This window comes from Bdellovibrio reynosensis (assembly GCF_022814725.1).
GTDB lineage: Bacteria > Bdellovibrionota > Bdellovibrionia > Bdellovibrionales > Bdellovibrionaceae > Bdellovibrio > Bdellovibrio reynosensis.
In genome coordinates this window covers 1405133-1431804 of sequence record NZ_CP093442.1, presented here as the reverse complement: position 1 = coordinate 1431804, position 26672 = coordinate 1405133, and the positions used below count along the sequence as shown (strand labels likewise).

Genomic DNA, 26672 nt, shown 5'->3' with positions numbered 1-26672 from the left:
GTTTTTGATTTTGGGAAGAAAAGAGCTCCTGGAGGAGCTCTTTTCTTTGCTATTTAACCTCTGTCACTGATTCAATAAACGGAGCGATTTTCAGAGCTTTTATGAGTTCGCTTTTTGAAAGCGGGTCATTTGGGAACTTCACGTAAATGTTCGTCGCTCCTTCACGTATACTGCCTGATGGAAATATTATTGTCTTCGCAAATCCAGCGTTCAATGCCTCAAGTACGAATTCAAGTTTTAGGTATCCATCTGGGTAACAGTAATGAACTTTGGCAACTGCAGAATCTTGGCACAACGTGAACTGATCTTTCTTATATTTGATTGCAAGAGTAATGTAGGTCGTTGCCGACAGATAAGCAGCTGTTGAACCCTTTGTATAGCCTTCGGTTGTTCCTATCGGTCTAATCGTATCTACGTACGAAAGCATCCCCAACGCTTTGCCTAGTTTGCTCATGTCGGAATAATAAGACATCGCTCCTTCGTTAACTAAAGTGAAGATAAATGATCTTTCATTCTCAATTTTGGTTAACCAAAAATTAGGATTCACTATCGGTAGACCCTGTGGCCAAGTGGTGTGGAGGCTTGGAACGACGTCTGCCTCAATTTTTTCTGGTTTAAAATACTTTCCGTTGCAAAGATCCTTTAGCTTTAGGCAATCAGCGTGCTCATTGACCGTGATACGATATTGTTTCATCACAAATCTGTGGGTAAGGCCCAATAATTCAAATTGAGTGGAAGCACGCAGTGTTCTCATTAACTCATCCACTGCACTTTTTTCGACTTTTACTCGAAATGAAAAAAGATAATGTTCTTTACCCCACTGCCCAACGACGGCGACGTATTTATTCTTTGCAGTTTCTTGGACGATTCTTAAAAGGTGCTCACTGGTACGAGTGTGATTTGGGTTCGGTTTTATGCGAGCGGTAACAATTTGCCATTCTTGAGCAGGCACGTGTACGACATCGGATTGTTCCGGAGTTTTTGTAGGTGAACCTTCGCTGCTTTTGATTGAGACATCATTTGCAATGGCCTTCACTAAAGGATGACGTGATAGTTGCACGAAGGCTGCGTTTAAGTCATTCACATGTTCTTTGTTTCCATTAATAAAGCCTTGCGCGAGGTCTAATTCTTCGTTGGAATTTTGTGCGATTGAAATTCGAGGGCTGACATCTTTTCGTAAAGCTGTTTGCAGTTCGATGGCAGAGATTTTTTTATTTAGAATTAAGCTAAAGCGAATTGAATAAGGAGTAATACCTAGGCTTGAAATCAAGCCGGCGCGGTTTTGTTGAATTTTCGCTAATCTTTCAACAGCCATTTTTAGGTCAGCTCTTGCCGAAAAAGAAACTTCCAGATCAGCGGGGCTTGCGCCAGCATCAATCATTTGATCGACGGTGGCTTTGATTTCTTCATTGCTGGTGCCCTTGAATTTTTCAATGGCCATAGTTCTAAACACATTTTTAAATTCAGCGCGGTCGCCTTCCATCTTGGCGCGGGTTTCAGAATCATAAATTTGATTTGCAACCGCTTTACCTTCATTCACTAATGCTGCATCAGAAATGTCGACAGTGCTTGAAGCTTCAAATGCGCCTTGTTGCGCGCAGTTTTGAAAAGCGAAAATTGATGCTAGTAAAGAAATACCGATGAGACTTTTAGAAAAAGTACCGCGCAGATTCAATGGCCACCCCCAAACATAGAATCGGCCAAGATATGGAGGCCCAATAGGGCTCCATAAACGAATCTCAATTTAGATCAGGAACATTGCGAACACTTAAAGAAAACTAGCTCCGTTGACTAATTTTTAATTATTAGTAACTTCATCATCTCATTTGTTTCTTTTTCATTCAGATTTAGCGGTGTTACCAAAGCTAACTCCTCAGCGATCTTTTCCTGCAGCATAAGTAAGCGTGGCATCGCTTCTGAATATTCAATTCTACCTCTAGCTACCACCTCAGGAGTTGGTAAATAGATTTGCAGACCTAGTTGATCTTGGTTATCAAGTTTTAGGATCCACCTCTTTGATGAATTTTCAAAAATCAATCTATCTGGTTTCACGTTAAGCAAGTTTGCAATGTCGTTAGTTCCGCTTGATCCTTTTTCATAGGCAGAAGAGTAATTAACATTACTAAATCCATTTTTTCTGGAGATGATATAAGTTAACAGATTACGCAACATCAAAGGATTTTGCCTTACAAAGCAAAACTTCTTTTTTTCCTTCACACAGTCAGATGTTTCTGCCGTAATTGAAGGCCAGTCCAATTCAAGAGCATGAAGCAATGGCTCCCCAGCTAAAATGGATTCTTGGGCTATTGCAATCTTAGTGATTTCTAAAGCTCCGGCCAACCATTGTTGAGACCATTTAGTCCCATTTTCCATTCCCTCTTTTTCATCGGTGAGCGTTTCTAAATTTTCAAAGTCTCTGATATTCGTTGAAATATAAGGGTGCAGGGCAACTAACAAAGTCCCATATCTTTCTAAGGATAACGGGCCGACAAGATCAACCAGTGACAGCAGATTTGGCTCGCGATTCACAGTGGCTTTTGAATATATATGGTCAATCTTTCTAGACTGGTAGGTTTTGAAATCCAGTACTGGAAGATGCAATGACATCTCTTCAAAATCTTTTTTGCTAATTTTGCCATGGAAATAATTTAATGCAGGAGTGTAGAGCTTACTCTGAATTTTTATGCCACTTTCCTTTTCGCCATCCTGGAAACGATTGATGTGGCGAAGCAACAGAGGAGTATCACTGATAAACTCTTGTTTGAAAGCTAAAGACATCGCGTGATGACAGCTTTGGGCATAACTTCCTTGGCTTGAACTTAGGGCATCGCGAATTCCTTTTAGTCCTCCAATTTTCGTTAAGAAGAGTTGGCGGTTAAGGCTTGCTTCACGAACTGAAACTAAAGATTTCCGGACGCCAACAGGCGATGAAGAAGAGTAGGCATAACTTAAAAGAGCATGGCACAGATGAATGTCTCGGTTTAAGGTAAGGGCGTTCAATTCAAGATTAGTGATAATATCGTCACGAATTTCAGCCAAGGCTCGCAGTTCCTGCTGATGATACTCGTCGATCATGACGGCTAAGTCTTTGATCATGCGTACAGTGGCTTTTTGAATTTTCAAAATTTCCATTTGGGTTTTTTTGATCTCGGCCAAGTCTTGTTTCACCATGCCTAGCTCAGATGGGGCACCGCCAATTCCTAAAACACCTCCAGCCCCTCCGGAAATAACCCCCAGGGCTCCGACTAAGCCCCCTGTTGCATAAGCCTTTACGGCTCCATGGACTAGTTCGACCCCTGCGGTAACCTTCTTAGCGGTGTTCATTGCGTCGACTAGCGAGGGATCGATTCTAACACCCAGAGCACCAGAAAGCTGTTCAGTAATATTAATAAGGTTACTTAGTGAGTCCGATGCGTTTTTCGTGCTGGTTAAGAAGCTGTCGACATTTTTATCGATTGGATGCGCCTCAGTCAGAAAGCTTTTCTTTTCGCTTGATGCCTTTTCACCACTATTTACTTTGCCATTCAGTACATCATCAAGATAGCGAATGACGCCCTTACGTGCTTCTTCTGAAACCACCATTTGATCAGGGTCGGTAAGTCCTTCGTAATATTTCAGATCTTCAACGATATTTGAAAAAGAAGATTTAATGTTCTTCCAGTCATTTTTTAGAGCTTGACCGTGTTTTGATAATGAGTCCGCTAATAGCAGAACATTTTGAATTTTGGCTTTGGCATCATTGACCTCGCCAACAATGCGAATGAGTTCTTTTACGGTTTTGTGTTCTTTTAAAACTTCATGAAGATGATTCGCTATTAGACCATACAGAAGTATCTTTGCCTGATCTTCATCAGGAATTCCATATGTTACTAACAGGCGGTCTGCCTGTTTTAAGACCTTGGTAATTTCAGCAGCTCGATTTTTAACATCAACAGAAATTAAACTATCAATTTGCTGAATGATTTCCGGTTGTTCTTTTGACCATCGTTCTACAAGTTCTGCTGAAATTTCTTTGCCTTGAGAATTAAGAGTTTCGTTATAGGTAGCCATCAAGCCTTTAAGAGCCTCGCTTTTCGCCATATTGGCTACTTGGATTTCAATTCTTCCTGCGAACGAACCGGCAGCGCGGGCTTCTTCAATTTGTCGAATTAAAGATCGAGACATGTATTCGGGATCATATACTGCCGGTGAAGCGCCCATCACGAATCCTTGCGCAGTTTTTAAGATCTTATGGGTCGTCGACTTTTGCAGTTCTGCCCAATTTACGCTCCCTTCCATCTGTTTTGCCAGTTGGGTCGCTACTTCAGGATTTAATAACTTAACTTCTTGTGCCGCGATTTCTGCAAGAGCAAGGTTGGGTTGAGGACCAGAAATTAATTTTTTAAGTTCCGTCTCGCCCTGTACTTTTATTTCTGTTTTCACTTTCGGTGAGGTGGTGGAATTAGAACATCCTGAAAGAGCCAAAGAAGTCACTAAGAGTAAAGAAATGGAATTTTTCATATACGATCCTTTTGATTAAAATACTTTGCAGATTGTTTCTTCGTGCTTGTGAAGACTTACGCATGAGTCTTGTGCTGTGCCGCTGCTACCTGGTTGTCCTGGTTTGCCCGGATCGCCGGCTTTTCCTTGTGCGCCTGCCGGGGTTGCTGGACACGGATAGTAATCTCTGACACCTTTTCCGCCCGGGCCGCCGGGGCCACCGGTGCCGCCTTCACCACGAATTCCACCGGGACCTGGAAGTGTATGGATTTTCAAATAGAGTGAATTATTTTTTTGTCCGGAGTACTTAAAGGTTCCGGAGTCGCCACCATTGCCGCCATTTCCACCAGGGCCCCCTTCAGGGCCTTGTTTGCCTTGTTCTCCAGGAGTGCTTTGGACTTTACATCTTGGGCTTGGATCCGGGTGATTATGCCCAGAAACTCCCATTTTTCCGTCTGCACCGGCTGCGCCTGCATTCTTATTACTGTCTCCTGTTCTTCCCCTTCCACCAACGGTGCCTCTAAGAAAAACTTCCAGATTGCCGTTTGCCTCCAATGCATTTATCGCAACAGCACCGCCATTTTGACCCCGGCTAGCCTCAGGTCCTTCCATCATTGCCATTTGTTTGGTGAAAGTTTCGATAGCACCGAACGTAATTAATTTTTGTACATTGAAAGTTATAGATTTTCCCTCTGTTACAAGTGAGGAGCCGTAACCTAGAACTAAATAGCCAAAATCAAAAGTTCCAGAATCTAAATTTAAATCTGACAAAGTTTTTACTTCACCAGCGGCGATAAAAAGATCGGGAATGAAGTTGACTTCGAATTGTGTCAACTTTTTTTCTCCGTCGAAAATTTCGTAAGTAAGTTCTTTAGATTTGAATCGTTTGATAGCACCCGCACCTTCGCTAAGGTCGACTTCATCAATAAGGTTCCAAGAATTCGTTGAGACACTTTGAACTAGATGTGAAAGCTCGCTGTTTTCATGGGTGTATTTGTCAACTTTAAGTACGCGAATTTGTGCAAGGGGTTTTCCTTTTATGTAGAATTCAACGACGAATTTATTTAAGTCTTCTTTGAACGAGGTGAGATTGCTAAGATCCTCAGCAAGATCCGTCTTTCTTGCGTACGAAAACTCAACTCCATCTTTGCTTAATTGACGCAGGGTTAGTGGGGTTTGCTTTTTATTTGAAGAGCTATCTTGACTGCAGGCTTGAAGGAAAAAAATTAAGAATAAAAATAAAGTAAGTTTTTTCATACTGACCCGCACTGCAAGGGCAATGCCGGGTCTGAGAGGCGCTATAAAGAATTTAAAGCATTCTAGTTCTTTATTTTCGGATTACGGTCTTGAAATTCGGATTAAAAGCAAAATGCATTCGCCATCGATTGATATTGAGTCGAAGAAAACCCCTGACCAACTTGGCTAGCAAAAGGGTGCAGGTTTTTTAGAACTTCGGCACGAGCATGACCTGAAGCTTCTGTCGCATAGTCGTTTGGATTTGCGTAAAACATCGGTAACAAACCGTCAGTTTGGCTGATCGCTTTGTGTGTTGTTAAATTGTAGTGCGTGATTTTTAAAGCGTCGTATTCACCTTGGGCATCTTTAAGATTGACCAAGATGTTCACGCGATTAAAGAATGTTTGTGGATCCGTGATACCAAGGCCCGAAGCTGCAGAGGCAACATCACTCCACTTAAGGGTTGTTTTCCAGTTAGTAAGTGCTTGGTTGTTCGTTGAATCAATTAAAACAAATTCTAAAGCTGAAGAATCTAGATAAGTGCTGCCTGCAGAGTTAGATAACCACTTCCACATAGAGATATAAGACTGATCGTTTTTAAAGCTAGCAGGTAGTGCTGTTAGGCGAACATAAACTAGGTCCATGCGAACAGCATTATTTTCTTGGTAAACTTTCATTTTGGATGTGATTTCAGAACCTGTCGCCTGATTGCAGTAAGCTAAAGGCTTTGTCGAAGAAGCAGTAATGTCAGTTTCAGTCACGCGACTTGAATAGTCTTCGCTGCCAACTTGAGCACCTTTAGAACAACCAACTAATAGAGTTGCTGCAGTCAAAGTAAGTAAGACAGTGATGATTTGTTGTTTTGTTGTTTTCATATAAAGCCTCTATTTTTTGTCCAGCTTTGCCGGAATTAATTTCTTTATGCTGATTTCTAAAGCAAGTGCGGTGCCATATTTCAGTCTGGGACGGAATAAAATGACTTTTAAAATCGCGTACTTACAATTTAGAAAAATCTCTTCTTGAAACGATATCACTCTGGTACGTCAACGAAATGTCTAGGTGGCGAAATAAAGGTGCCCTGTTGAGGTTTAATTAAGATTCACCGAAAAGAAATCATGGCTGGCAAAGTAATAACTATTTGTCTCATCATGATAAGTCTTAGTGCGTGCAGTGATACTGTGCCGCAGGTTGATTATTTGATTTTGCCATCAAAGCCTAAAGTCGCAGATAAGTCGTTTGTTCAGTCAGGGATTAGTGCTAACCAGTCTATTACTACAAGTGATGGATATCGCAGTCAGGTCTTGATTCATTCTGGGGCTGAGTTGAAGAAGCTGAAAACTTCAGACAATTATTCTTTAGAAATCCGCAGTCTTTCCTTTTAATTAGCCGTTAAGCAAAGCATTTTAGATGCCGAAATATCTAATGTGATGAAGGCATTTTTAACCACTTTAATATTAAGCTTGTTTGCTTCGTCGGCTTTGGCTGTGGCGAATTCGATGACCATCAGTGGTCGTTTGTTCAAGCCGGATGGAAGTGTGTTAAATTCTGCAACCGTTGCATTTGAATTCAGTGTTTATGATCCAGCCGAAACATGTGTTCTTTATCGCGAGCAAAGTGCAGTCTATGATCTATCTTCATCCGATGGATTATTTGAACATCCTTTAGGAACGGGAACGGTGGGGTTTGGTGGAAGTCTTTTGGATGTGTTCAATAGCTCTGCTTCAAGCATTTCGTGCGATGGAGGGGGAACTTATACTCCTGCAGGAACGAATCCTTATTTATTAAAAATTAAATTTCATGATGGGACAGGGTGGAAAACTTTTACTTCGACCGTTCCTTTACGTCCCATCGGGCAGTCGATGTATGCCCATCGTGCTGGTAAAGTCGGGGAACTTGCCGCTTCTGATCTATTAACAAAACCTGGCGTTGGTTGCGGTGCTGGTTCAATTCTTAATTTTGATGGCACGACGGTAAGTTGTTCCAATTCTGTTGCTGACGGTTTTTTGGCAGGATTATCGGTTGATAAATTGATCAGTGCGGCTGGAAAATATTTTGATTATAAGCCAAATGGGGTTGCTTGTAATAACAACGAAACATTGAAGTACACCACTGGCACAGGTTGGGTCTGCGCCGCTGCGGCGGCAGGTGGTGGTGGTTCAGTGAATTCAGTCAGTGCAAATCCGCCGTTATCAATAACGGGCAGCGCCACCGATCCGGTGGTGAATATGACTGCATCGTCCGCTGTTACTGATGGTTACTTAACCCAAGCAGATTGGTCGACTTTTAATGGGAAGCAAAATTCAAATGCAGAGTTGAACGGCATTGCCGGGATTGCGTTAACGGGGATTGTTCAGCGCACGGGTGCTGGGGCTTACACTGCTTTGGGTGTTTCTGCGCCACTGAATGTGACGGCGGGGAATTTGGGTATATCTAATATTTCTGCGGGGCTGATTACTTCGGGGACTTTGAGTCAAAGTGTATTGCCAAGCACTGCAGTGATAGATGGAGGTAATTCTTCCGCTGCAACAATGACTGTGGGCACTTCGAGTTTTCAAACGTTGAATCTGGTTACCGATGGGACAACACGGGTAAATATAGATAAATCTGGAACCGTAAAGATTTCTAATGCACTTCTTATGAAATCCACAACTTCAGTTGCAGGTTCTACCATTGATTTTGCTAATGGAAATCTTTTTTCAACCACATCAAGCTGCGGTGCTTTTACTTTTCACAATATAAAAGATGGTGGATCCTATTCGTTCATCGTACAGGGAGCTTCATCAACGACTTGCTCGTTCTTAGCATTTTCTGATGCAGGGTCGACTGCACTCACTATGCATATGCCGCCTGATCATGGTCCTACGATCCCTTCCAAACATACGCTCTATTCACTTCTTGTGTCTGGCACTCACGTCTATGTAACTTGGATTCCGGGATATTAGGTCGTAATTGCAAAACCAGTCGAAGTTCCAGAAAAAATTTTATCCCAATGGGTCAAAGTTCCTATTTGTACTGGCGAACTCCGGTTGGTGATCGGCGCATGGCCCAATTGACCGCTCGTGTTTGTGCCCCATCCCCATAAAGAGCCATCTTCCCTTAAACCGAGTGAAAAGTCTGCGCCAGCACTTACAATTTTCCATTGAGTATTTGGTCCTAAGAATACGGGGGACAACCTATTTGTTGTACTTCCATCGCCAAGTTGGCCGTTAGAATTTGCGCCCCATGCCCAGATGGTTCCATCTGATTTGACAGCGAGGGAATGACTTGCGCCTGCTGATACTTTTCTCCAGTTTGTTAAAGTTCCGATTTGCATGGGACTTAGAGAAGTGGCAGTTCCGTTATTTCCTAGTTGTCCGCTTGCATTGTAACCCCACGTCCACAATGTACCGTCGGCTTTGACGGCTAAGGAATGGCTAGCGCTAGCACTGCAGTCAAGCCATGGACCTGCATTTATCATCCAGGGTGTAGGAACGGTGTCGGCTGACCCATTACCAATTTGCCCCAAACCGTTAGATCCCCAACCCCATAGACTTCCATTTTGTTTTAACGCCAATGTGTGTGAGCTTCCTGAGGAAATGAAGGCCCAATCGTTTTGCGCGCCGACCTGAGTTGGACTTTTATAGAGAACCCCCACTTGGCCATAATCATTTTCTCCCCACACCCACAAGCTGCCGTCAGATTTTGTTGCTGCTGAATGCCTAAAGCCTGCAGCTACTTTTGACCACGTTAACGATGCGCCAATTTGAATAGGAGAAGAATAACTGCCACCGGTCATTCCGTTACCTATACATCCACTATTATTATATCCCCAAGCCCACAAACTTCCGTCAGTTTTTATCGCCAGAGCGTGCTGATGTCCCGCTGACATCGTACTCCATACAGGTAAAGCGCCGACAGCGACTGGAGATATGCTGTTGTTGATCTCACCCATAGCATACAACATATTGTCATTTCGTAGAGCTAATGAGAAATGAAGTCCGCCGCTAATATGACTCCAGTTTGTCAAAACGCCAATTTGAATAGGAGAAGATCTATCAAGTGTATCACCCAGACCGAGCCGTCCATTCACATTAGATCCCCAACTCCAGAGACTTCCGTTAGATTTAATTGCTAAACTATGGGAATAGCCTGAAGCAATCTTTGACCAGTTTGTAGCTGTTCCTACTTGAGTGGGTATTGATTTATCTATAGTTGTAAAATCGCCTAATTGCCCCACGGAATTATAGCCCCAGGTCCACAACGAGCCATCATTTTTAATAGCCATTGAAAAAGATTGGCCAGTAGATATTTTTGTCCATATATGAGGAGTTCCAATTTGAATTGGCGAAGACTTGCTTGTAGTCGTGTTGTCGCCAAGTGCGCCGTTATTATTATTTCCCCAAGCCCAAAGACTGCCATCCGTCTTTATTGCAAGCGAATGCGCATATCCAGCGGAAATTTTTTGCCAGTTAGTCAACGTCCCTATCTGAGTCGGAGAAAGTTTATTTGTTGAAGTTCCGTCACCAATTATTCCAAAAGCATTCCATCCCCATCCCCACAATGTGCCATCAGCCTTAATTGCAAGTGTATGATTCGTGCCGCAAGCAATGTCCGCCCAGTCTAATTGAGCGTTGACCTGATTGGGAACAGCAGTGGAAATTCCTATTGCGCCATAGATGTTGGTACCCCAACCCCAAAGAGTCCCGTCATTTCTTATGCCTACGGTATGATAGCTTCCTGCATCCACTGATAACCAATTTGTCTCATTTCCAATTTGAATAGCAGAAGACCTAGCTGTGTTCGTTCCATCACCCAGCTGAAAATTAGGATTAACTCCCCAGCCCCAAAGACTGCCATCTGATTTTATTCCCAATGCTGAATTTGTATTCGCTGAAATATGTGACCAGTTGGCACCAATATGAACTGGCGATGATGTAGATGGTCCGCTGCCGTTACCAAATGAAAAATTAGAATTTGAGCCCCAGGCAAACGCACCTTTGATGGTTCGTCTTTTCCAAGCGCCATGCGGAATCATCTGCGCATCTGCTTCATTCGGAACCAGCGACAACAAACCCAGTGAAGAAGCCTTCGCCCAGAATGCGGTGGTGGATAAACCGATCACGCCTTTTGCGACTGACTCAAGGAAATTCCGACGTTCAAGATCTAAAAATTCATCAGACATGGGACATTTCCTCCAACGGTTACCTAAAAATGGTAGGAGGAAATTTATTTGCAGACAAACAATTATAAAACTTGTTTGGGAAAATGGACTTTTTCCTGCGGACAGAAACGAATTTATCTATTCAACAAATTCTTCGATCTGAAAAGTGGGCCCGTAAAAGCCAACCATCTCTCGTTGCCACCAAATGCCTTGCTTGCGCCATTGTTCCCACGTCGCAAACTTATAGTGATACTTGATTAAACGTAAAGCCTTCGGCGATTTTCCTTTAAAAGGATCTTTTTCAAACAGAGCTAAAACATCCGGAGCTTGCTGAAAAATGCGTGTCATCAAGTTTTGCAACCACAGGTTGTCGTTGAAACTTTCTAAAGCCGCAAACCACATCTGCCAATCCAGTCGCGGTTGGTGAGGGGCCACAATGGGTGGCATTCGTTTTAGTGAAGTTGGTTTATGCTTAAATTCGTATTCTTCCCAATGTATGCCGTCGTTACTGCCTTCTAAAACCAACTCGGGGCGAGTTTTCGTCATCACCGCAAAAAGCCCATAGGGATTTGAGATGCGAAATGGGTAAAGCAGTCTTAAAAGCGGCAGCATGAAATCCAACTTCTTGTCGTTTTCAAAAATACTTTTGTAAATCCAAAAGACTGAAGAGGGAATAAGTAAAACCGCCGCAAAAACTGCAGCCCACGTTGGTATCGTGGTTGTTTCAACCCAATTAATCTTAAAACCCCACACCGAATCGGGCAGAACCCCGAAAATAAGTCCCAAGGTGATAAGATTAAAAAATGCATAATTCCCCGTTAGCAGAATTAAAACCTGCAGGCCCGCTAAAAAGATCACGGCTAATACTTGTGTAGGACCTGGAATAAAAATAAAAAACGGCGCTACAATCTCTGTAAAAAACATGATCAAAGTGGAAAAGCGCTGAAAGTGTAAAGGCAACTTATCAGCAAAAAAAGCGATGGGATTTGGCAGGGGTTGAGTCCAATAGTGATAGGTTAATGCCGTCAGATTTTTCCACACCGGATCTTTGCTGGTCAGTTTTACGACGCCAGATAAAAACATCAGCTTAAACAACAAGAACAAACATAAAACATAAATCAACGGATGAATCGCATAGGCGCCTAGCGGAATCCATTCCCATTTTAACGGCCCAAAGAAAAGTCCGATAAATCCAAATTCTAAAAGCAGACTGTCCCACTGATAACCTAAGAACACCTGCCCGCAACTTACAAAACTTAAGTAAGCAAGAAAGCAGATCAATAACATCCATGTTTGACTAAATCCTAAAAACGAAAGCGAGGCTGCCATCATTCCGATAAAGCACATGCCTTTCAGTGCTAGATCCGAAGAGTAAAGCCAGAAAAGACTTGGGACATGATAGAATCGCTCTGCCCGCATTTCTTTATCTAACAGATTTAAAAGGTGATCGATGGACAAAATACCATTGTGCCCGTAAAGCCCTAGCACTTGCGGCAGCAAAGATAGGAATGCAATGAAGTAAGAAAGACTTAAGGATTTAGACAGTATCCAGCTTGAAATATTAAGATCCGTAAACATACTGACTTCCCACACATTTCCTAAAAGTTATTGGTAACTCTTCATGTGCCTAAATACGCTCCTTTGCAGGAGGAATTAACCTATGAAAACATTTATTGTAGCAATTTTTGCTGTGGTTTCAATGTCAGGTGCAATAGCACAGGCCAATGAAGTACAAAGTTTTGAAGATATGCAAGAGGCATTCGTGGTAGAGCCAACGGCTCATCGCTGTTCAACAGGATATCGCATGATTGCGAAATACTGTTGGGATGCGTTCCGTGGCTGTCATGTGAAGTGTGGTTTTGTGTGTATGCCTGAAAGACCCCTTCCAGAAGATCCAACTCCAAACTAAGTTTTGGCAAAAAAAATCCCATCTTCGCGATGGGATTTTTTTTATGATTCTCCTAGTTCAACCCATGTGATGCCATCGCCACCACCTTCCGGGGATCCCGCTTTCCATTTTTTGACATAAATAGAGCGACTTAAATATGTGCGCACAGCTTTTTTCAATGCCTCTGTGCCGTGCCCGTGAATAATTTTAATTCGATCTTCTTTAGAAGTGGCTGCTTTATCTAAAGCCAGTTCTAAATCTGATAAGGCATCTTCCACAGTTTTTCCGCGCAGATCCAAGGTGCGATCTTCATCGGCAATAGCCGCCGCAAACGGGGAGCTTTGGCGAACCAATTGGGCCGTTGGATTTTGCGGTTTGCCTGGAGGTTTTAAATCCTGCCAATTTAATTGCAAGCGCACGGAACCTGAAAGAACCAAAACTTCACCTTTATTATTAGGTGTGCTTTGCACGACGCCATCGGCACTTAAGTTTGGCACCCACACTTTAGAGCCTGGTGGGAATTTCTTTGCGAATTCTTCCGCATTTTCCGGAGCTCCAGGTTGGGTAATTGGTTTTGCTTTTACGATCTCAGGAAGTTTGTGTTTCACTTCTTGCAAAGCTGTATGACGTTTAAAGGTTTCAGTGACTTTAGCCTGGGCAATGGCTTCTTCAACCTTGCGTTCCGCCTTTTTCAAAGTCCTTTGCAGCCACTCTTCTTTATCTTTATTGAATTGCTCTAACAGGCCTTCGTATTTTTTACGGGTTTCATTGGCCTTGTGAGTTTCCTTTTTAAGATGATCTTGCAAAATGGCGATGTCACTTTTTAGCTGCTCGATTTGCTCTAGGCCTTCTAAGCGCGCGCGGGTCGCAGGTGCTAATACATCCATGGCTCTTTGTACAATGGCTTGGGTAACTCCCACGCGTTTTGCCGTTTGAATTGCCAAGGAATCACCAGGAATACCGGCAATGAATTGATATGTAGGTCTTCCTGTTTTGGGATCGTATTCTAAGCTTCCGTTAAGAACGCGGCTTTCTTCCCAGCCTGCTTTCAAAGGTCCTAAGTGGGAAGTGATAATTCCGAACACATCGTGGCTAGAAAAGCTTTCAATAAAACTGCGCGCTAAGGCACTGCCTTCTTCTGGATCTGTAGATCCGCAGATTTCATCGATAAGAATTAAGTTCTGGCGACCTTTCAATGTGGCAGCTCGACTTAGAATTTTTAAGTGGGCAGCAAAGGTACTAAGCTCTTCATCCACGCTTTGCGCGTCACCGATACCAATTAGCACATCAGTAAAGAACGGCAGCTTTGAATTTTCGCTTGCACAAATCGGAAGTCCGCATCTTGCCATCTGTGCGGCAAGACCGATGGATTTTAGTAGAACTGTTTTACCACCGGCATTGGGGCCACTTAAAAGCAAAATACTTTTTTGCCCTTCAAGCACCACAGAGTTTGAAACTACTTTTTTACCGGAAAGTTGCAAAAGCGGATGGCGTACGTCGACAAGCTCTAACGTGTCTTCTGAAAACTCAATGGCATGAGCTTCAATCAACGCCGCAAACTGCGCTTGTGCAAAACGCACGTCGCATTCTTCCATAAGCTGTCTTGCGGTTTCGATTTCTGAAGCCTTTGATGAAAGATATCGGGAAAGCTCGGTCAGCAATCTTTCGATCTCATCTTCAATTTCAACTTCGATTTGGCGCAAACGGTTGTTTGTCGGAATGACCTTTTCAGGCTCCATGAAAACAGTTTGCTTGGTTTGTGAAGATCCGTGGATGACACCTGGAAGGTGATGTTGCATCCCACTGCGTACGGGTAACACCCAACGACCATCGCGGGTAGTAACGTACTTATCTTGCAATACGTTTTCCATTTGGTGATCTTTCACCAAACGATCTAGGGTCGTTTGCACTTCGCGGGCTAAGCGTTCTTTTTCGCGATAAAGGCGGTATAAAGTTTCGCTCGCGTCACTGCGGATTTCTCCGCCAGGGGTGATGATGGAATCAATTGCCGACAACGGCTCTTCAGCTTGAAACAAGCTTGAAGAAATAGAGTGGGCCCATTCGTTGTCTACTGAATTTAAAGCTTCTTTTAAAGCCAAGGCTTCAAGACAGAAACTTCTTACGTCTTTGATCTCTAAGGTTTTTAAAACGGCGTTCTTTTTTAGCCGCGCAATCCAAGTCGAATAAAGATCAAGACTTTGCATGTAGGGGCGAATGCCTTGGTTGACGACGGCACCGGCACTAAAAATTTCTTGAAAGCTTTTGTAGGCTTCTTCGCGGTTTTTTAGTGGACCGGTTTTCATGATCGTTTCACGACCGGCTTCACTGGTTGCATGGGAACGGATTTTTTCTAGGATTTCCGTCCAATCAAGGACGACGAGATCTTGCATGAAGAGCTCCTGTAAGAATGATTGCAACCAGCGCTGCTAAAAGCACCATCCAATCGCGATAACCGTATTGAACATAAACAGTTTGTGGGGCGTCTTTTAAATACTTTATCACAAACTGACCATACCACTCTTGATGAAGCGGGGATTTCTGTAAAACTTCACCGTTTGCCAAAATCGCGGTGCTGATCCCAGTGTTCGTTGAGCGAAGCAAAGGTCGGCGTGCTTCGATGGCGCGGGCTAAGGTCATGTATAAGTGTTGTTGTGGTTCGAACGTACGGCCAAACCAAGAGTCGTTTGTGACATTCACCAAAATATCAGCACCTGCTTTTGCTAAACCACGAGTGAACTGGGGGTAAAGACCCTCATAACAGATTTGACCGCCCCAATTGACTTTTTCGTTCTTGTTATTCCAAGCCATACTTTGCGGCCCGTGACCCCGGCCAAAGTTTGAAACGAAGGGTAAAAGTTTTAGTAGCACCGGAAAGGTTTCGCTGAATGGCAAATACTCGCCAAATGCTAGCAGTTCGGTCTTGCGGTAAGGCTTATCAAGATTGTTGCCTTGAGGATCGACAAGGAAAAGAGCATTGTAAGTAGAGCTGTCCTTAGTTTCGTCGGTCTTAGGATCTTTAGAATAAGCGCCCGTGATCAGCGGCACGTTCATCGCTGAAAGTTCTTGCGTCAGCAGCAGCGTATTTTTTCTTCCTAAAAGATGTTGATCTAAATAATCGGGGAACGCGGTTTCTGGCCAAACTAAGACGTCGGTGCCGGGATGCTTGTTTAAGGCCTCGCGACTGAGTTCAAGGAATTTTTTGGTAATCACTTCTTGATAACCGCGCCCTTGTTCAGCGTAGATCTTTTCTAGATTTCCGATGTTGGCCTGAATGACGGTGGCCTTAACTTCGCGGTCAAACTTATTCCATTCTTTGCCATGAAAGTGACCGATGCCTACTAATGCAGCAAAAGTAAGCGTTAACAGACTTAGATGAGTCAGTGCGGTTTTTAGGTACGACTGTTTCAGCCAGATGAATCCAACCCAAGCATTCAGTAAAAGAACGATCGCCGACAAACCAAAAAAGCCAATGACATCTGCGAGGTGATAAATGGGAATTTTCGCCCAAAGCAAAGTGTAACCCAGGTGCCAGTCAAAAATGACGGGCCAAACTCTTTCAAGTAAGGCGTGCAGAATTGCCAGAGTGAAGAGGCTTTGTCCTTGAGAAAGTGAAAACTTGTAACGCAACCAAGTTCCTGCAGCCAAGGTCACAGGAATATACAAGTGCATTGCCGCACAAAAAAGCAGCAGTGCAATGATTGAAAGCGCCCAAGGAATTTGCCCGAACTCGTGGGCCGTGTGAGCGATCCAATGAAAACCGATCAAGCTCAGTATGAATTGCGTGACCCATCCTGCCCAAAAAGATTGCTTCACTGAGCGACTGTCTTCGACCGCGTAAAGCCAAAGTGGAGTGTAGCAAAAGATCAATGCCCAAGGAGGGAAGGGGATATAACTTGTTCCGACTAGAACACCTGACAAAATCGCCCAGCGAAATTCGTAGGCTTTCTGCTTGAAAAATTGAATCCATCTCTTCATCATGGTATTAGTAACATAAAGAGCGAGTGAGTCCACAGTGAAATTGAAGATACGATGTCCTTCATGTGCTAAATTATACGAAGTTGCGAGTGATGATATTCACTCTGAAACTCCATTGTTTCAGTGCATCTCATGTGAGAGTCGATTCAGTTTTGAATATCCTCCGGTGGACTTTGCGAATGTTCCGACGTTCATGGTGACGTTGAATGCTGCGGAAACCAGTGATGCCCAGCATCAAGAGGAGCCCGTTGCGCAAACTGTGTCCCAAGAGATGAAGGCATGCCCGAAGTGCGCGGCTTTGAACGGTCGTCGTGCGAAGGAATGTTACTCTTGCCACGTTCTTTTTGAAAAGTTAGAGGGCCTTCCTAAGGATCCAAGTTTGAAAGCGCAACCTAGCTTGGTGCGCAAATGGAAAAACTTAGTAGAAAATTTTGATAATGAAGATCTGCACGAAGAATTCATCATGGCTTGCCGTGAGTTGGATGCTTTACGTTTTGCCATTTACAAGTATGAAGAGTTGAAAGCAGCCCAAGGCGGCGATCCGCATTGTGATCAGATGATTGCAAGGGTTAACAGCTTGATGATGGTGGGCCTTTCCCAGAAGCCTGTTGTTGGATTGGGCGCGAAAAAAGAAGAAGCAGTTAAACCGAAGTGGCAGAAGTATTTATACTGGGGTCCTTTCGGCTTAAGCGCTTTGTTGATCCTGTTGGGTATGGTAAATCTTGGTCATCGTAATCTGATTGGAACGGGTGTCGCGCTTGCATTCATGGCAGCGGGTTTGATTGTTATGATTAAGGGGCGAATTTCCCTGTCGGATTTTATTGATTAGGGTGGGGATGCCCTAATCGGTTTTCTTTTCTACCAGCCCATTTTCCGTCATTGGTTTGCACGCGGCAGTCCACCTGCCTATTAAGACTTCTTAAAGAAACTTTAAAAGCGCCAGTCAGCTATTTAAATTGCTTTCGATTGTTATCATTTGGCTAAACAGTCGAAAAACCTGGGGGATCGCTCAAGACTTGGTTTTTTACTTTTTACCACCGGATTGGAGGAGGTCATCTTGTCCCACTTCTGATGTTTGCTTCATTCAAATATTTGCTGCGATTGTGTTGCGCGCACAAAAGTTGAAGGTTCAACAAAGAAGTCTTCCCGCCAGCCCACTGTGATGTTTTATGATCGACTTGAAGAGCAAACGAGCTATTACACTTCTTTCCTGTTTTCGCGTCTATATATTGGCAGCATTTATCTCGGGCTAAGACGAGTCTGCGGAGCTTAGGTGTTACTGATTTTCGTTCTAGATTTAGGACAGATATGCTTTTCGCAGTATTTTGGGATTTCTTTTTTTCTACTACCGCTTCGGTGGTGATAATTGCAAATTTTGGACTATTATTATTATTATTATTAGGTACATGCCGTTGAACGGTTTTCCTCTTTTTAAATTTATCATCCAAATATTGATCAGCTAAAAACTCAATGACATCAGTCAAGGCAACGGTTCCCGAATCCTGCAAAAGAATATGCGCAGCAAGATCTTTGCATTGAATAAGTTTCTTGTATTGTTCTTTTGTTAGGGTAATTCCCAAACGAACTGATTCGTCTTGTTGAACCTTCTTGGTATCAAATGCTTTAATAGGTAAATCCAAGACGCGCGCAAGCTCATGCTGAGTTTGTTCGGTGGTTTTACCAACTACAAATTCAACAAGTTCGTTTTTTTGATTAGGTGTTACGCAGTCGCCGCTGAGCTTTTCTTTTTCCTTAATTGCGCGAGTAAGCTCGCCAATCTGCGAAAGATTCAAAGACCCTTCTTGAATCCGTTCTGCAACCTGAGGAACATCGCGAAGAAGACGGGCAGCTTCAAGTCTGCGCATGGCTGCCGACCCAGAATAACCAAGTTCTTTTACAAGATATTCGTAAATAGAAGAATAAGCTTTCCCAAGGTAAAGTTTGCGAGCATCAACTTCACGAATATGTTCTAAAATCACATGCAGAAGTTTACGTTCCTTCTGAACAAGATCCTTCAAACGAATTTCAAGTTCCTGATTAGACAAGCGGGCAAGTGGATTCATATCAATCTCCTCGATTGAACAATGTATATCATGGCTTTTGAAAACCACTTTTTAGAGGATGTACTGACTGAATTTAAAATCGATGTAAATCGCTTAACGCCGTCTTTATAGAGAGATCTATTTAAAAACATTTTTTCGAAATTCTACTTATAGATCGTTCAACAGAGCGAAGATTAACGACGCAAAAAACACGTCAAATAAATCACGCATGACAATTTTGATATGACATCGCGAATGACCGATGCGGTGGTAAATATTATTTCTGAAATGGGAATTGCGAAAACCTGAAAATAGAGTTTGAGAGTGGTGGAGTGAAGTACAAATGGGAGGAGGTAAAGGAAAGAAAGGTACAAAGCAGGAGTAGATTGAGGTGATTCGAGAAAAAGAAGAAACCACTTCAGTGGTGAAACCAACCCTGTTCCCCAAGTACCATTAGTTTTTCCTACGGAAAATTGCGGAAACAATTCGTTTCATGTTCGTTCACTTTCCGAACTAATGAAACAGGCAGAAAAATGTTTTTGTTTCCGGTTTTTAACTATAATTCCCACACCTAATCGGTTTAGAACTCGCGCCTGCATTGAAAAATAACTTATAGGAGACAATCATGTCGTTAAGACTGTTTTTATTATTAATGGGCTTGTCCCAATCCGTCTTTGCCGATTTTTCTTGGGACACTTCAAACCAATGGTTGAACAAGCAGCGCGAGCAATCCGAGTGCATGGACATCCACGGCGTATATATTAACGGTGTCTGCATTGAGGCCTCCGCATCAGGACAAGTTGCAGCCCTTTTGCACAATGACTTTAGAAAGTCCGGCGGCAATGAAACCTCCATGGGTGATCACGTAACGGAAGGTTCAATAAAAATCATCAGAACCAACGATAACTCGCGCATTAAAAACATCTTTATTTCAGTTAGCATGATCCCGAAAGATCAAGTGCTTAACTATAACGAAGAAAGCGAGCAGAACTATCACAACAAAGATCGCATCCGCGCTGATGGTTACGTAGATCGACCGTGGATGATCGCAAACATTGGCGCCAACATTGAAATCACTGACAGCCAAGATGTCACGATTTTGGCGGGCAGTTTCCCGGCCAGTGGATTAGATCCGCTGCAAGGAAAACCAAGCCGCTATTACATGACCGCACCCTACGGCATTTTTGTTCGTTACGACAAAGGCATTCAATTGAATTATCAATTGAAAGAAGAACTAGATCGCGTGATCCTAGCATCTTTCAGCGTGGTTGACGGGGATACTTTAAAAGGCGAATCAAGCATAGATCCCTTCGACTCCCGCGCGAATTCTTACCCGGCTTATGCAGGAACCCTTGAATTAAGAGTTCTGAATGCCGTTCGTAAAATTTTTGACAGTTCAAATCCGCATTTTAAAAATCACGATCTATACGTAGGTGTCACCGGAGCCCACGGCGACGTCGGCAGCTACCCCGGAGAAAAAAGAACCCAAGATGATATGACTGCGTACCTGGGATACGTCTTCACATCAAAATGGGGAGACGCCGAAGTGCGCGTGTTCAAATCCGATTTCACCCGTAACAAAATGGGCGACGGCAACGGCCGCCACGGCCCCCAGATCGACTCAAGCGCCAAGGGGATTGAAGTAGCATTAAGAAATATCGAATCCAAATACTGCACGTGGGATTTCTATTATAACCAACACGTCTTTGATTCTGACGGACAAGACGGTGAGTTCACACCTGAAAAAGTTCGGGCCGTTAAAGGATGGACCGTCGGTTCAGCTTGCAGAAACGCTTTTGGCGTCAAAGATCTGGCGGTTGGCGTAGAGTACGGAAGAAATCAATTAACTCGCAACAAGGGTGCAAAAGATGTGGAGTCATATCCAACCACAGCGTCACAGTTCAATCTGACCTTCAGCTATCGTTTCAATTTAAATAAAATGATTCGCTAAAAATAAAAAAGCGGCTTCAAAAGAGCCGCTTTTATTAATAATTTTTTTTGAGTTAATTTAAATTCCGTCTTAAATGGTCCGACTATCTTAAGTGCGCCAATACCTGACTTATAAGCTGCAGTTGCACGAAATCATGAGCAACGTTAATCGCCACTAGTCGCCAGCTGCGCATTTCCCAAGAAACTTTGTTCAGTTGTAGTGGCACAAAAAAGCCAATCCAGACAAAAAATGCACCCCAAAATCCGTAAGACCAGGCTGGTCCGTCGGCTCCGATATGCCCCCAAACAGAAGGGCGCCAAACTTGATTCGTGTGAGCCAGAACATAACAAATCAAAAAAGTTCCGATAAGATTTACCGCTAACGACTTTTGCATCACTTTTTTGTCGGGCTTCTTAGTGAAGTCCATGTTCATTTCTTTCGCCCAACGTTTACCCATCAGCGGCCCATAATAAAGACCTCCCCAAATAAACGAGACTACGATAGCTAAAACAACCGCCAAATAATTGATAGTAATCAGTGGATATTCCATGAGTAGATTTTTTGATGAGACGAAAAAAAATGCAAGCGTATATCCGCTTGCACTTCGACATTAGATTAAAAACTTAGCTAATTAGAAACTTTCATTATCCTGCTTCGTTCCCAACTTAGAAGGACGCGGCTTCGCACCCATCGCATCAATCAACGAGCGACCAAAGTGGCTCATCTCTTTTGCTGTGGGATCAACGCCATCTTCAGCAGCCGTTGCGCGAGAATTCTTATCATTCGGATCCGAAGTGAAATTTCTCATCGACTGGGTATTCACAGCGATAACTCCCGTAGCAGAAACCCCTTGGTCTAAGATCGTCAAAGCTTTATATAAATTCAACTGACGGGAAGTGCGGGTCTTAGAAGCAAGCTGGCTTTGTGCATCCCCTGTAGCAAGAATGTATTTCTTAACATCTTCCGCATTAAAAGAATGTTTGTGTGCCATCACCAAAGCAGCAGCCCCAGTAACAAACGCTGTGGCTTGCGAAGTTCCAGTCATATAGCCATAGGAATTATTCGGCAGACAAGAAAGGATGTTTTGACCCGGAGCCGCGATATCCACAGTCTCAACACCATAATTTGAAGATGCTAAAACTTGCGTTGCTGGATCAATTGCCGTCACAGAAATGATGTTGCGAAGTTTATAATCTGCAGGGTAGTAGTGATGTTGGTCCGAGTTTGAACGCTCATTCCCCGCAGCCGCTACGAATAGGATTCCCTTTTTGGAAGCTTCAGCAATAGCATCGTGTTCTTCTTGCGAAAACTCGGTGCCCCCACCGGAATAGTTAATCACGTTCGCGCCCATTTTTACCGCGTAACGAATCGAAGCTACGGTGTTTTTTAAGTTGTCAGTGCCTGCTACTTTCGGATCATAGTATTTTAAAATCATCAGGCTCACTTGCGGAGCAATCCCCGTGATTCCTTTGCTGTTACCAGCTCTAGCACCAATGATCCCTGCGATGTGCGTACCGTGACCATGATTATCATCAAGTTTGTTGTTGTTAGAAACAAAGTTCCAACCATGGGTATCATCGACAAAACCATTGCCATCATCATCGATACCGTTAGAAGCTTTGTTGCGACCAAGAGCATCTTTGCCAGTCTCTCCTGGGTTCTTCCAAAGATTTTCAGCTAAGTCTTCATGGAAAGCATCAATCCCAGTATCAATAACTGCGATGACGATATCCTGACTTCCTTGGGTCACTGACCAAGCGCGAGCCGCATCTGATTTTTTCAAGCCCCAAGCTTGGCTGATTGCCGGGTCATTGAATAATGCGCTGGGCTCATCAACGACCTTGTCAGTTTGTGAAGTGATGAAGGAATTTTCTAAAGCACGAGTGCCATCTTTTTTACTGGAACTTTGCGTGCGTAAAGGGGATGAAGCTTCGGTTGAGAATAAGTAAACACCAAGTCCACCAAAGAAGACTAAACCTAAGCAGCCAGCTGTAATCCAAATCTTGCGAGAAAACATGAACATTTCCCCTTTCTCCACCACGACTTATCGGTTTTTAAAAAGGTCTTCATAAGACTTTTCGCAAGGGAAGTCAGAGTTTGTGGGCCTAGGTCTTGTATCAAAATGAGATTACAACGCCGAGCCAGCCTAGAGAGTCCACGGCTGCTTAAATATAATAAAGGCAAGCCGATAGGAGAAAATATGAAACAATATATTATTCTTTCAGCGATGGTTCTTTTAAGTGCAAGTTGCAACACCACCGGAACTTCCGGCTCGACAGATCTAGGCAGTATCACTAACGACGTCAGCTATCACACGCAAAATGAAAACCCGGAAGTCGACGGAGAATACTCGTACGCAAAAATCGAATTAAAAGCCAATAACGACTTCGAACAAAGCGAAGCAATATTCACTGGCCCCACTTCAGGAACCAAATGCACCCTAACGGGAACATGGGCAATACCAACTCCAGATGTAACTTCAGAAGTTGGTAACGAACTTGTAGCAACAATCACCCATGTCAACGGCGTCGCCCTAGGCACGCCAGTAGAAAAACGCTACGAACTAAGCGAACTTTCTACAGACACATTAAAAGTAAAATACACTGAAGAATCAGAAGAGGTTGATCTAACCAACGTAGATCACGTCACCTACACGGAATACTCAGAAGTCGACACGACCGCCCTCACAGACAACACATTCTGTAACAGATGATAAACCGAAAGGTGCCTGCTTCTTTTAGAGGGCTAGTAGGTTTTCGGGGAATGGTGTTGGAGTATCGGTATTTAAAAGTCTTTGATAGAAAACGTAGTTTCTCATCGTCAACTTGATGTAGGCGCGGGTTTCTTCGTAGGGAACTTCTTCGATGAATTCAACACTATCCGGACGAAGGCGGGTTTTTAGCCAGCCGCGAATAGCGCTATCATTGGCGTTGTATCCGGATACCGCTAGGATGAATTTGCCTTTGTACTTTTTCATTAAGTTCTTTAATTCAAAAGCACCCAGCGGAACGTTGATTTCAGGCTTCATCAAATCAAGGGGTTCTTCGTAAGGAAGTCCATTTTCCTTAGCCAATACCTTGGCTACACTTGGTAATAGTTGCATCAAACCAAAAGCATCAACCGGGCTGCGGGCTTCAGGATTGAATGCTGATTCCTGACGAATGATTGAAAAGATAAACTCTTGCGGGGTTCCGCTTTTCGCCGAAGCCGCAGCGATGATATCGCCATATGCTTGTGGGAATAATAAATCAGGATGATCTTTTAAAAGTTGATCCTTCACACTTGCAGGCAAAGTTCCAATGGTTGCAAATAAAGGAAGATACAAACCCGTGCGCGCAAACGCTGAAGACATCGTCAGCCACGTTTGTTCTGAAGTGACGTTGCGTTTTTTAAGATCCTCAGCCGCAGAATTAAGTAACTTCTCGGCATAAGGCTTTTCGTTCACGGCAATCAACCACTCGGTTGTTAAACGGGTAGCAGGAGCAAGCTCATTAACCCCCAGCAGGCTTAAACTTTCCAGTTCCTTATTGTCAGTTTTAAGCGGGGAAAACTTTTGTCCAAGCTCACGCACCGCTAAAACACCGTAATAACCAAGCGGATCTTCTTTAATTAGATCCTGAAGCTCAGCTTGAGCTTCTTCTTGTTTGTTCAGTTTAACTAGTGAACGAGACAGCCAAAAGCGAGCCCGGGCTTTATCAGAAGGATCTTTAACAAGATCTTTCATTTCCTCAAGGCTTGTGCGAGCTTGTTCCCATTTTTGCAATTTATAATAGTTCCACGACTTCAACCACGCGATCTTGTCACGTAAGCCAGCAAGGCTCACAGGTTGGCTGTAACTAGCTTCAAAGTATTCGATGGCCTTCTCGTAGTTGCCTTTTTCTTCTTCAATTCGACCCAGGATAAATAAAACTTCATCCATCGGGTGAAGGTTGCGCAAAAGCTTATGCGTTTCATTTAAAACCTTCACCGCGCGCGACGTTTGATCTTCAGTCCACAAAGTTTTAGCAAATAGAACTTGAGCATCATGATAGCGAGAAATAACCCGACGATCTTTTTTATTGTGCTGAAGTTGCTTCTTAGTCCAATTCACAAGTTCCGCAGTAGCTTGAATATAATCATTGCGTTTCTGCGCAACCTTGTAAGTTTGACGGATATTTTTTAAAGCAGAAAACTTATCATCCGTAGAACTGTTGTTATCAGTCAGGATTTTATTATAGACCTTCAACGCCGAATCAAAATCACGGTGAAATCGATAATCACCAGCCACCGAGCTAAGATCTTTTAAAGTTGGCTCTGGCATCAAACGGGGAGAGTTCTTGTAAAGTGAAGCTTGAATCCCTTTAAGATCTTCTTCACCCCCAGGAATTTTCTTCGCCACATCTAAAGCGCGCAGATAATAATCTTCTTTTTTCTTTTTATTGTTATCAGCCTTCGCTTTATCAACTAAAGCTTCAACGTCATCTTTTAAATCTGAAGATTCCAAAGCCTCTTTAAGTTTAATGTCGACATAAAGATCGTGATACCAGCTCGCAACGGTCTTAGGCAGCGGCCCTAGCTTTTCATTCTTAGGGCAAACTTCATAAGCATGAAGCAACGCTAAATCAAAAAGCGGAAATTCTACAGTTTGCGAAAGCTGTTTAAAACCAGTACAAGATTGCGCCGGTGCAGATTCCTTTTTAGCCAAAGCCAAAGTGTAAGTCTTCCACCAGCGAATGTTATCTTCGCTATCGCCCACCTGAAGTTTTTCAAGTTCTTCAACCGAAGCATTTTTCCATTTATTTAAAAAATTAGGAATTGGCGGAGTTAATCGTTTATCAATACGGGTGTCTAAGCGCGAAATCGTCGCACAACCCATAAGCACAGATAAAAATGAGAGTGTAATTATTAAACGAGGCATAACCCATTTAGGTTATGCCTCTTTAGAGGAAAGAACAAGGCTTGTCTGCTCTGCGGCTCCGCCGGGCTTGTCTGCACTCCGGCTTCGCCGGGCTTGTCTGCACTCCGGCTCCGCCGGGCTTGTCTGCACTCCGGCTCCGCCGGAGTAGGTCAGAGTAATTTGAGACTAAAAGCGTCCGCGTTGTAAAGCTTCGATACGAACTTCTAACGGCGGGTGAGTCATGAATAATTTCGCGATTCCACCTTTGTCTCGGTTAGAAATCATCAAAGTAGACGTCATGCCTTCTTCTGGCGGAATTGGTAATTCATAAACAGAGCGCAACTTTTGTAGCGCCGCGACCATGTTTTCACGCGAAGAATACTTCGCACCACCGGCATCAGCGCGGAATTCACGACGACGAGAGAAGTAGTTCACAACGATGGAACCCAATAATGTGAATGCGATATCGCCAAGGATTGTGACGCCGAAACGCACGATCTCACGGAATTTTTCATCCACATTAGAAGCTACAAGGTTCGCTAGAATGCGCGAGAAGAACATCGCAAAGGCATTCACAATACCTTGGATCAAAGTCATCGTCACCATGTCGCCGTTCGCAATATGCGCGACTTCGTGGGCAAGGACGCCATCCATCTCTTTTTCGTTCATTCTTTGCAGAAGACCGGTAGAAACTGCCACTAGAGATCTGCTCTTAGAAGGGCCCGTAGCGAATGCGTTGATATCTACTGATTCATAGATACCTACTTCAGGCATCTTTGGAAGTTGCGCGCGACGAGCAAACTCATGAACTTTATTTACTAGATTGCGCAATTCTGGATTTGGATTGTTCGGTTCGATGATTTTTACACCATGGAACATCTTCGCCATCCACTTAGACATAAGCAATGAAACGAAAGCTCCACCCATACCCCAAACCGCACAGAATGCGATCAAGAATGGGATGTAAGAATTAAGACCGGCAAGTCCAAGGAAGCTGCTGACTAGTGACCATACGATCCCGATCGTCACCATCACCAGAACGTTTGTTAATACAAATAATCCGATACGTTTAAACCATGCCATACAATGACACTCCTTTAGAAATC

General features: G+C 43.5%; 19 protein-coding genes. 6 read left to right on the top strand and 13 right to left on the bottom strand.

Features of this window, described 5'->3' with window-relative positions; all coding sequences use genetic code 11:
• Window positions 1-49: 49 nt before the first annotated feature.
• The 4 genes from MNR06_RS06655 to MNR06_RS06640 all read right to left on the bottom strand — a co-directional run bounded on the left by MNR06_RS06655 (window position 50) and on the right by MNR06_RS06640 (window position 6590).
• Window positions 50-1675, bottom strand: coding sequence for a hypothetical protein (locus tag MNR06_RS06655; RefSeq protein WP_243540350.1), 1626 nt, complete (start codon window positions 1673-1675; stop codon window positions 50-52).
• 116 nt (window positions 1676-1791) lie between these two features.
• Window positions 1792-4500, bottom strand: a complete 2709-nt coding sequence (locus MNR06_RS06650; protein ID WP_243540349.1) for a hypothetical protein — start codon at window positions 4498-4500, stop codon at window positions 1792-1794.
• A 15-nt stretch (window positions 4501-4515) separates the two neighbouring features.
• Entirely contained in the window at window positions 4516-5736 is a 1221-nt protein-coding gene (locus tag MNR06_RS06645) for a collagen-like triple helix repeat-containing protein (RefSeq protein WP_243540348.1), read from the bottom strand.
• Between the two features lie 101 nt (window positions 5737-5837).
• Window positions 5838-6590 (bottom strand): hypothetical protein, encoded by a 753-nt coding sequence (locus tag MNR06_RS06640; protein WP_243540347.1) that lies wholly within the window; start codon window positions 6588-6590, stop codon window positions 5838-5840.
• Window positions 6591-6830: 240 nt separating this feature from the next.
• Between MNR06_RS06640 and MNR06_RS06635 the strand changes: the two genes are divergently transcribed.
• Together MNR06_RS06635 and MNR06_RS06630 are read left to right on the top strand one after the other, a co-directional pair.
• Window positions 6831-7097, top strand: a complete 267-nt coding sequence (locus MNR06_RS06635) for a hypothetical protein (protein ID WP_243540345.1) — start codon at window positions 6831-6833, stop codon at window positions 7095-7097.
• Between the two features lie 45 nt (window positions 7098-7142).
• On the top strand, window positions 7143-8657 hold the full coding sequence (locus MNR06_RS06630) for a hypothetical protein (RefSeq protein ID WP_243540343.1): 1515 nt from the start codon (window positions 7143-7145) through the stop codon (window positions 8655-8657).
• On the opposite strand, the gene MNR06_RS06625 is transcribed toward MNR06_RS06630, so the two are convergent.
• Window positions 8654-10876: an RCC1 domain-containing protein gene (locus tag MNR06_RS06625; RefSeq protein ID WP_243540341.1), complete on the bottom strand. Its 2223-nt coding sequence runs from the start codon at window positions 10874-10876 to the stop codon at window positions 8654-8656. The two genes, MNR06_RS06630 and MNR06_RS06625, sit on opposite strands and share 4 nt — an antisense overlap.
• Before the next feature lie 117 nt (window positions 10877-10993).
• Window positions 10994-12433, bottom strand: coding sequence for a lipase maturation factor family protein (locus tag MNR06_RS06620; RefSeq protein WP_243540340.1), 1440 nt, complete (start codon window positions 12431-12433; stop codon window positions 10994-10996).
• A gap of 82 nt (window positions 12434-12515) precedes the next feature.
• On the opposite strand from MNR06_RS06620, the gene MNR06_RS06615 reads away from it, so the two are divergent.
• Window positions 12516-12764 carry a hypothetical protein gene (locus tag MNR06_RS06615; protein WP_243540337.1) on the top strand — a complete coding sequence of 83 codons (249 nt, stop codon included), beginning with the start codon at window positions 12516-12518 and terminating at the stop codon, window positions 12762-12764.
• A gap of 41 nt (window positions 12765-12805) precedes the next feature.
• Here MNR06_RS06615 and MNR06_RS06610 read toward each other — a convergent pair whose 3' ends face one another.
• Both MNR06_RS06610 and lnt read right to left on the bottom strand, forming a co-directional pair.
• Window positions 12806-15133: an endonuclease MutS2 gene (locus MNR06_RS06610; protein WP_243540335.1), complete on the bottom strand. Its 2328-nt coding sequence runs from the start codon at window positions 15131-15133 to the stop codon at window positions 12806-12808.
• A complete protein-coding gene (lnt, locus tag MNR06_RS06605) occupies window positions 15111-16718 on the bottom strand; it encodes an apolipoprotein N-acyltransferase (protein WP_243540782.1) in 1608 nt (535 codons plus the stop codon). Before lnt ends, MNR06_RS06610 begins: the two co-directional genes overlap by 23 nt.
• Window positions 16719-16755: 37 nt before the next feature.
• Between lnt and MNR06_RS06600 the strand changes: the two genes are divergently transcribed.
• On the top strand, window positions 16756-17547 hold the full coding sequence (locus MNR06_RS06600; protein ID WP_243540333.1) for a hypothetical protein: 792 nt from the start codon (window positions 16756-16758) through the stop codon (window positions 17545-17547).
• Between the two features lie 223 nt (window positions 17548-17770).
• Here the strand turns inward: MNR06_RS06600 and MNR06_RS06595 are convergent, their stop codons facing one another.
• On the bottom strand, window positions 17771-18781 hold the full coding sequence (locus tag MNR06_RS06595; RefSeq protein WP_243540331.1) for an HNH endonuclease: 1011 nt from the start codon (window positions 18779-18781) through the stop codon (window positions 17771-17773).
• A 604-nt stretch (window positions 18782-19385) separates the two neighbouring features.
• Between MNR06_RS06595 and MNR06_RS06590 the strand changes: the two genes are divergently transcribed.
• The gene (locus MNR06_RS06590) at window positions 19386-20711 is read left to right on the top strand and encodes a hypothetical protein (RefSeq protein ID WP_243540329.1); all 1326 of its coding nucleotides are present in this window, start codon (window positions 19386-19388) and stop codon (window positions 20709-20711) included.
• Between the two features lie 82 nt (window positions 20712-20793).
• Here MNR06_RS06590 and MNR06_RS06585 read toward each other — a convergent pair whose 3' ends face one another.
• Entirely contained in the window at window positions 20794-21240 is a 447-nt protein-coding gene (locus tag MNR06_RS06585; RefSeq protein WP_243540327.1) for a DUF1761 domain-containing protein, read from the bottom strand.
• Between the two features lie 81 nt (window positions 21241-21321).
• Entirely contained in the window at window positions 21322-22707 is a 1386-nt protein-coding gene (locus MNR06_RS06580) for a S8 family peptidase (RefSeq protein WP_243540325.1), read from the bottom strand.
• Between the two features lie 183 nt (window positions 22708-22890).
• Here MNR06_RS06580 and MNR06_RS06575 point away from each other — a divergent pair, with 183 nt between their 5' ends.
• Complete coding sequence (locus tag MNR06_RS06575; protein WP_243540323.1) at window positions 22891-23403, top strand: hypothetical protein; 513 nt, start codon at window positions 22891-22893, stop codon at window positions 23401-23403.
• Window positions 23404-23427: 24 nt separating this feature from the next.
• Here MNR06_RS06575 and MNR06_RS06570 read toward each other — a convergent pair whose 3' ends face one another.
• Both MNR06_RS06570 and htpX read right to left on the bottom strand, forming a co-directional pair.
• A complete protein-coding gene (locus tag MNR06_RS06570) occupies window positions 23428-25587 on the bottom strand; it encodes a lytic transglycosylase domain-containing protein (RefSeq protein WP_243540321.1) in 2160 nt (719 codons plus the stop codon).
• 165 nt (window positions 25588-25752) lie between these two features.
• A complete protein-coding gene (gene htpX / locus MNR06_RS06565) occupies window positions 25753-26649 on the bottom strand; it encodes a protease HtpX (protein ID WP_243540319.1) in 897 nt (298 codons plus the stop codon).
• Window positions 26650-26672 lie beyond the last annotated feature (23 nt).

Coding starts and splice junctions, on each gene's coding strand:
- MNR06_RS06650 (WP_243540349.1), bottom strand. CDS start 4,500: ATGAAAAATTCCATTTCTTTACTCTTAGTGACTTCTTTGGCTCTTTCA.
- MNR06_RS06645 (WP_243540348.1), bottom strand. CDS start 5,736: ATGAAAAAACTTACTTTATTTTTATTCTTAATTTTTTTCCTTCAAGCC.
- MNR06_RS06640 (WP_243540347.1), bottom strand. CDS start 6,590: ATGAAAACAACAAAACAACAAATCATCACTGTCTTACTTACTTTGACT.
- MNR06_RS06635 (WP_243540345.1), top strand. CDS start 6,831: ATGGCTGGCAAAGTAATAACTATTTGTCTCATCATGATAAGTCTTAGT.
- MNR06_RS06630 (WP_243540343.1), top strand. CDS start 7,143: ATGAAGGCATTTTTAACCACTTTAATATTAAGCTTGTTTGCTTCGTCG.
- MNR06_RS06625 (WP_243540341.1), bottom strand. CDS start 10,876: ATGTCTGATGAATTTTTAGATCTTGAACGTCGGAATTTCCTTGAGTCA.
- MNR06_RS06620 (WP_243540340.1), bottom strand. CDS start 12,433: ATGTTTACGGATCTTAATATTTCAAGCTGGATACTGTCTAAATCCTTA.
- MNR06_RS06615 (WP_243540337.1), top strand. CDS start 12,516: ATGAAAACATTTATTGTAGCAATTTTTGCTGTGGTTTCAATGTCAGGT.
- MNR06_RS06610 (WP_243540335.1), bottom strand. CDS start 15,133: ATGCAAGATCTCGTCGTCCTTGATTGGACGGAAATCCTAGAAAAAATC.
- lnt (WP_243540782.1), bottom strand. CDS start 16,718: ATGAAGAGATGGATTCAATTTTTCAAGCAGAAAGCCTACGAATTTCGC.
- MNR06_RS06595 (WP_243540331.1), bottom strand. CDS start 18,781: ATGAATCCACTTGCCCGCTTGTCTAATCAGGAACTTGAAATTCGTTTG.
- MNR06_RS06590 (WP_243540329.1), top strand. CDS start 19,386: ATGTCGTTAAGACTGTTTTTATTATTAATGGGCTTGTCCCAATCCGTC.
- MNR06_RS06585 (WP_243540327.1), bottom strand. CDS start 21,240: ATGGAATATCCACTGATTACTATCAATTATTTGGCGGTTGTTTTAGCT.
- MNR06_RS06580 (WP_243540325.1), bottom strand. CDS start 22,707: ATGTTTTCTCGCAAGATTTGGATTACAGCTGGCTGCTTAGGTTTAGTC.
- MNR06_RS06575 (WP_243540323.1), top strand. CDS start 22,891: ATGAAACAATATATTATTCTTTCAGCGATGGTTCTTTTAAGTGCAAGT.
- MNR06_RS06570 (WP_243540321.1), bottom strand. CDS start 25,587: ATGCCTCGTTTAATAATTACACTCTCATTTTTATCTGTGCTTATGGGT.
- htpX (WP_243540319.1), bottom strand. CDS start 26,649: ATGGCATGGTTTAAACGTATCGGATTATTTGTATTAACAAACGTTCTG.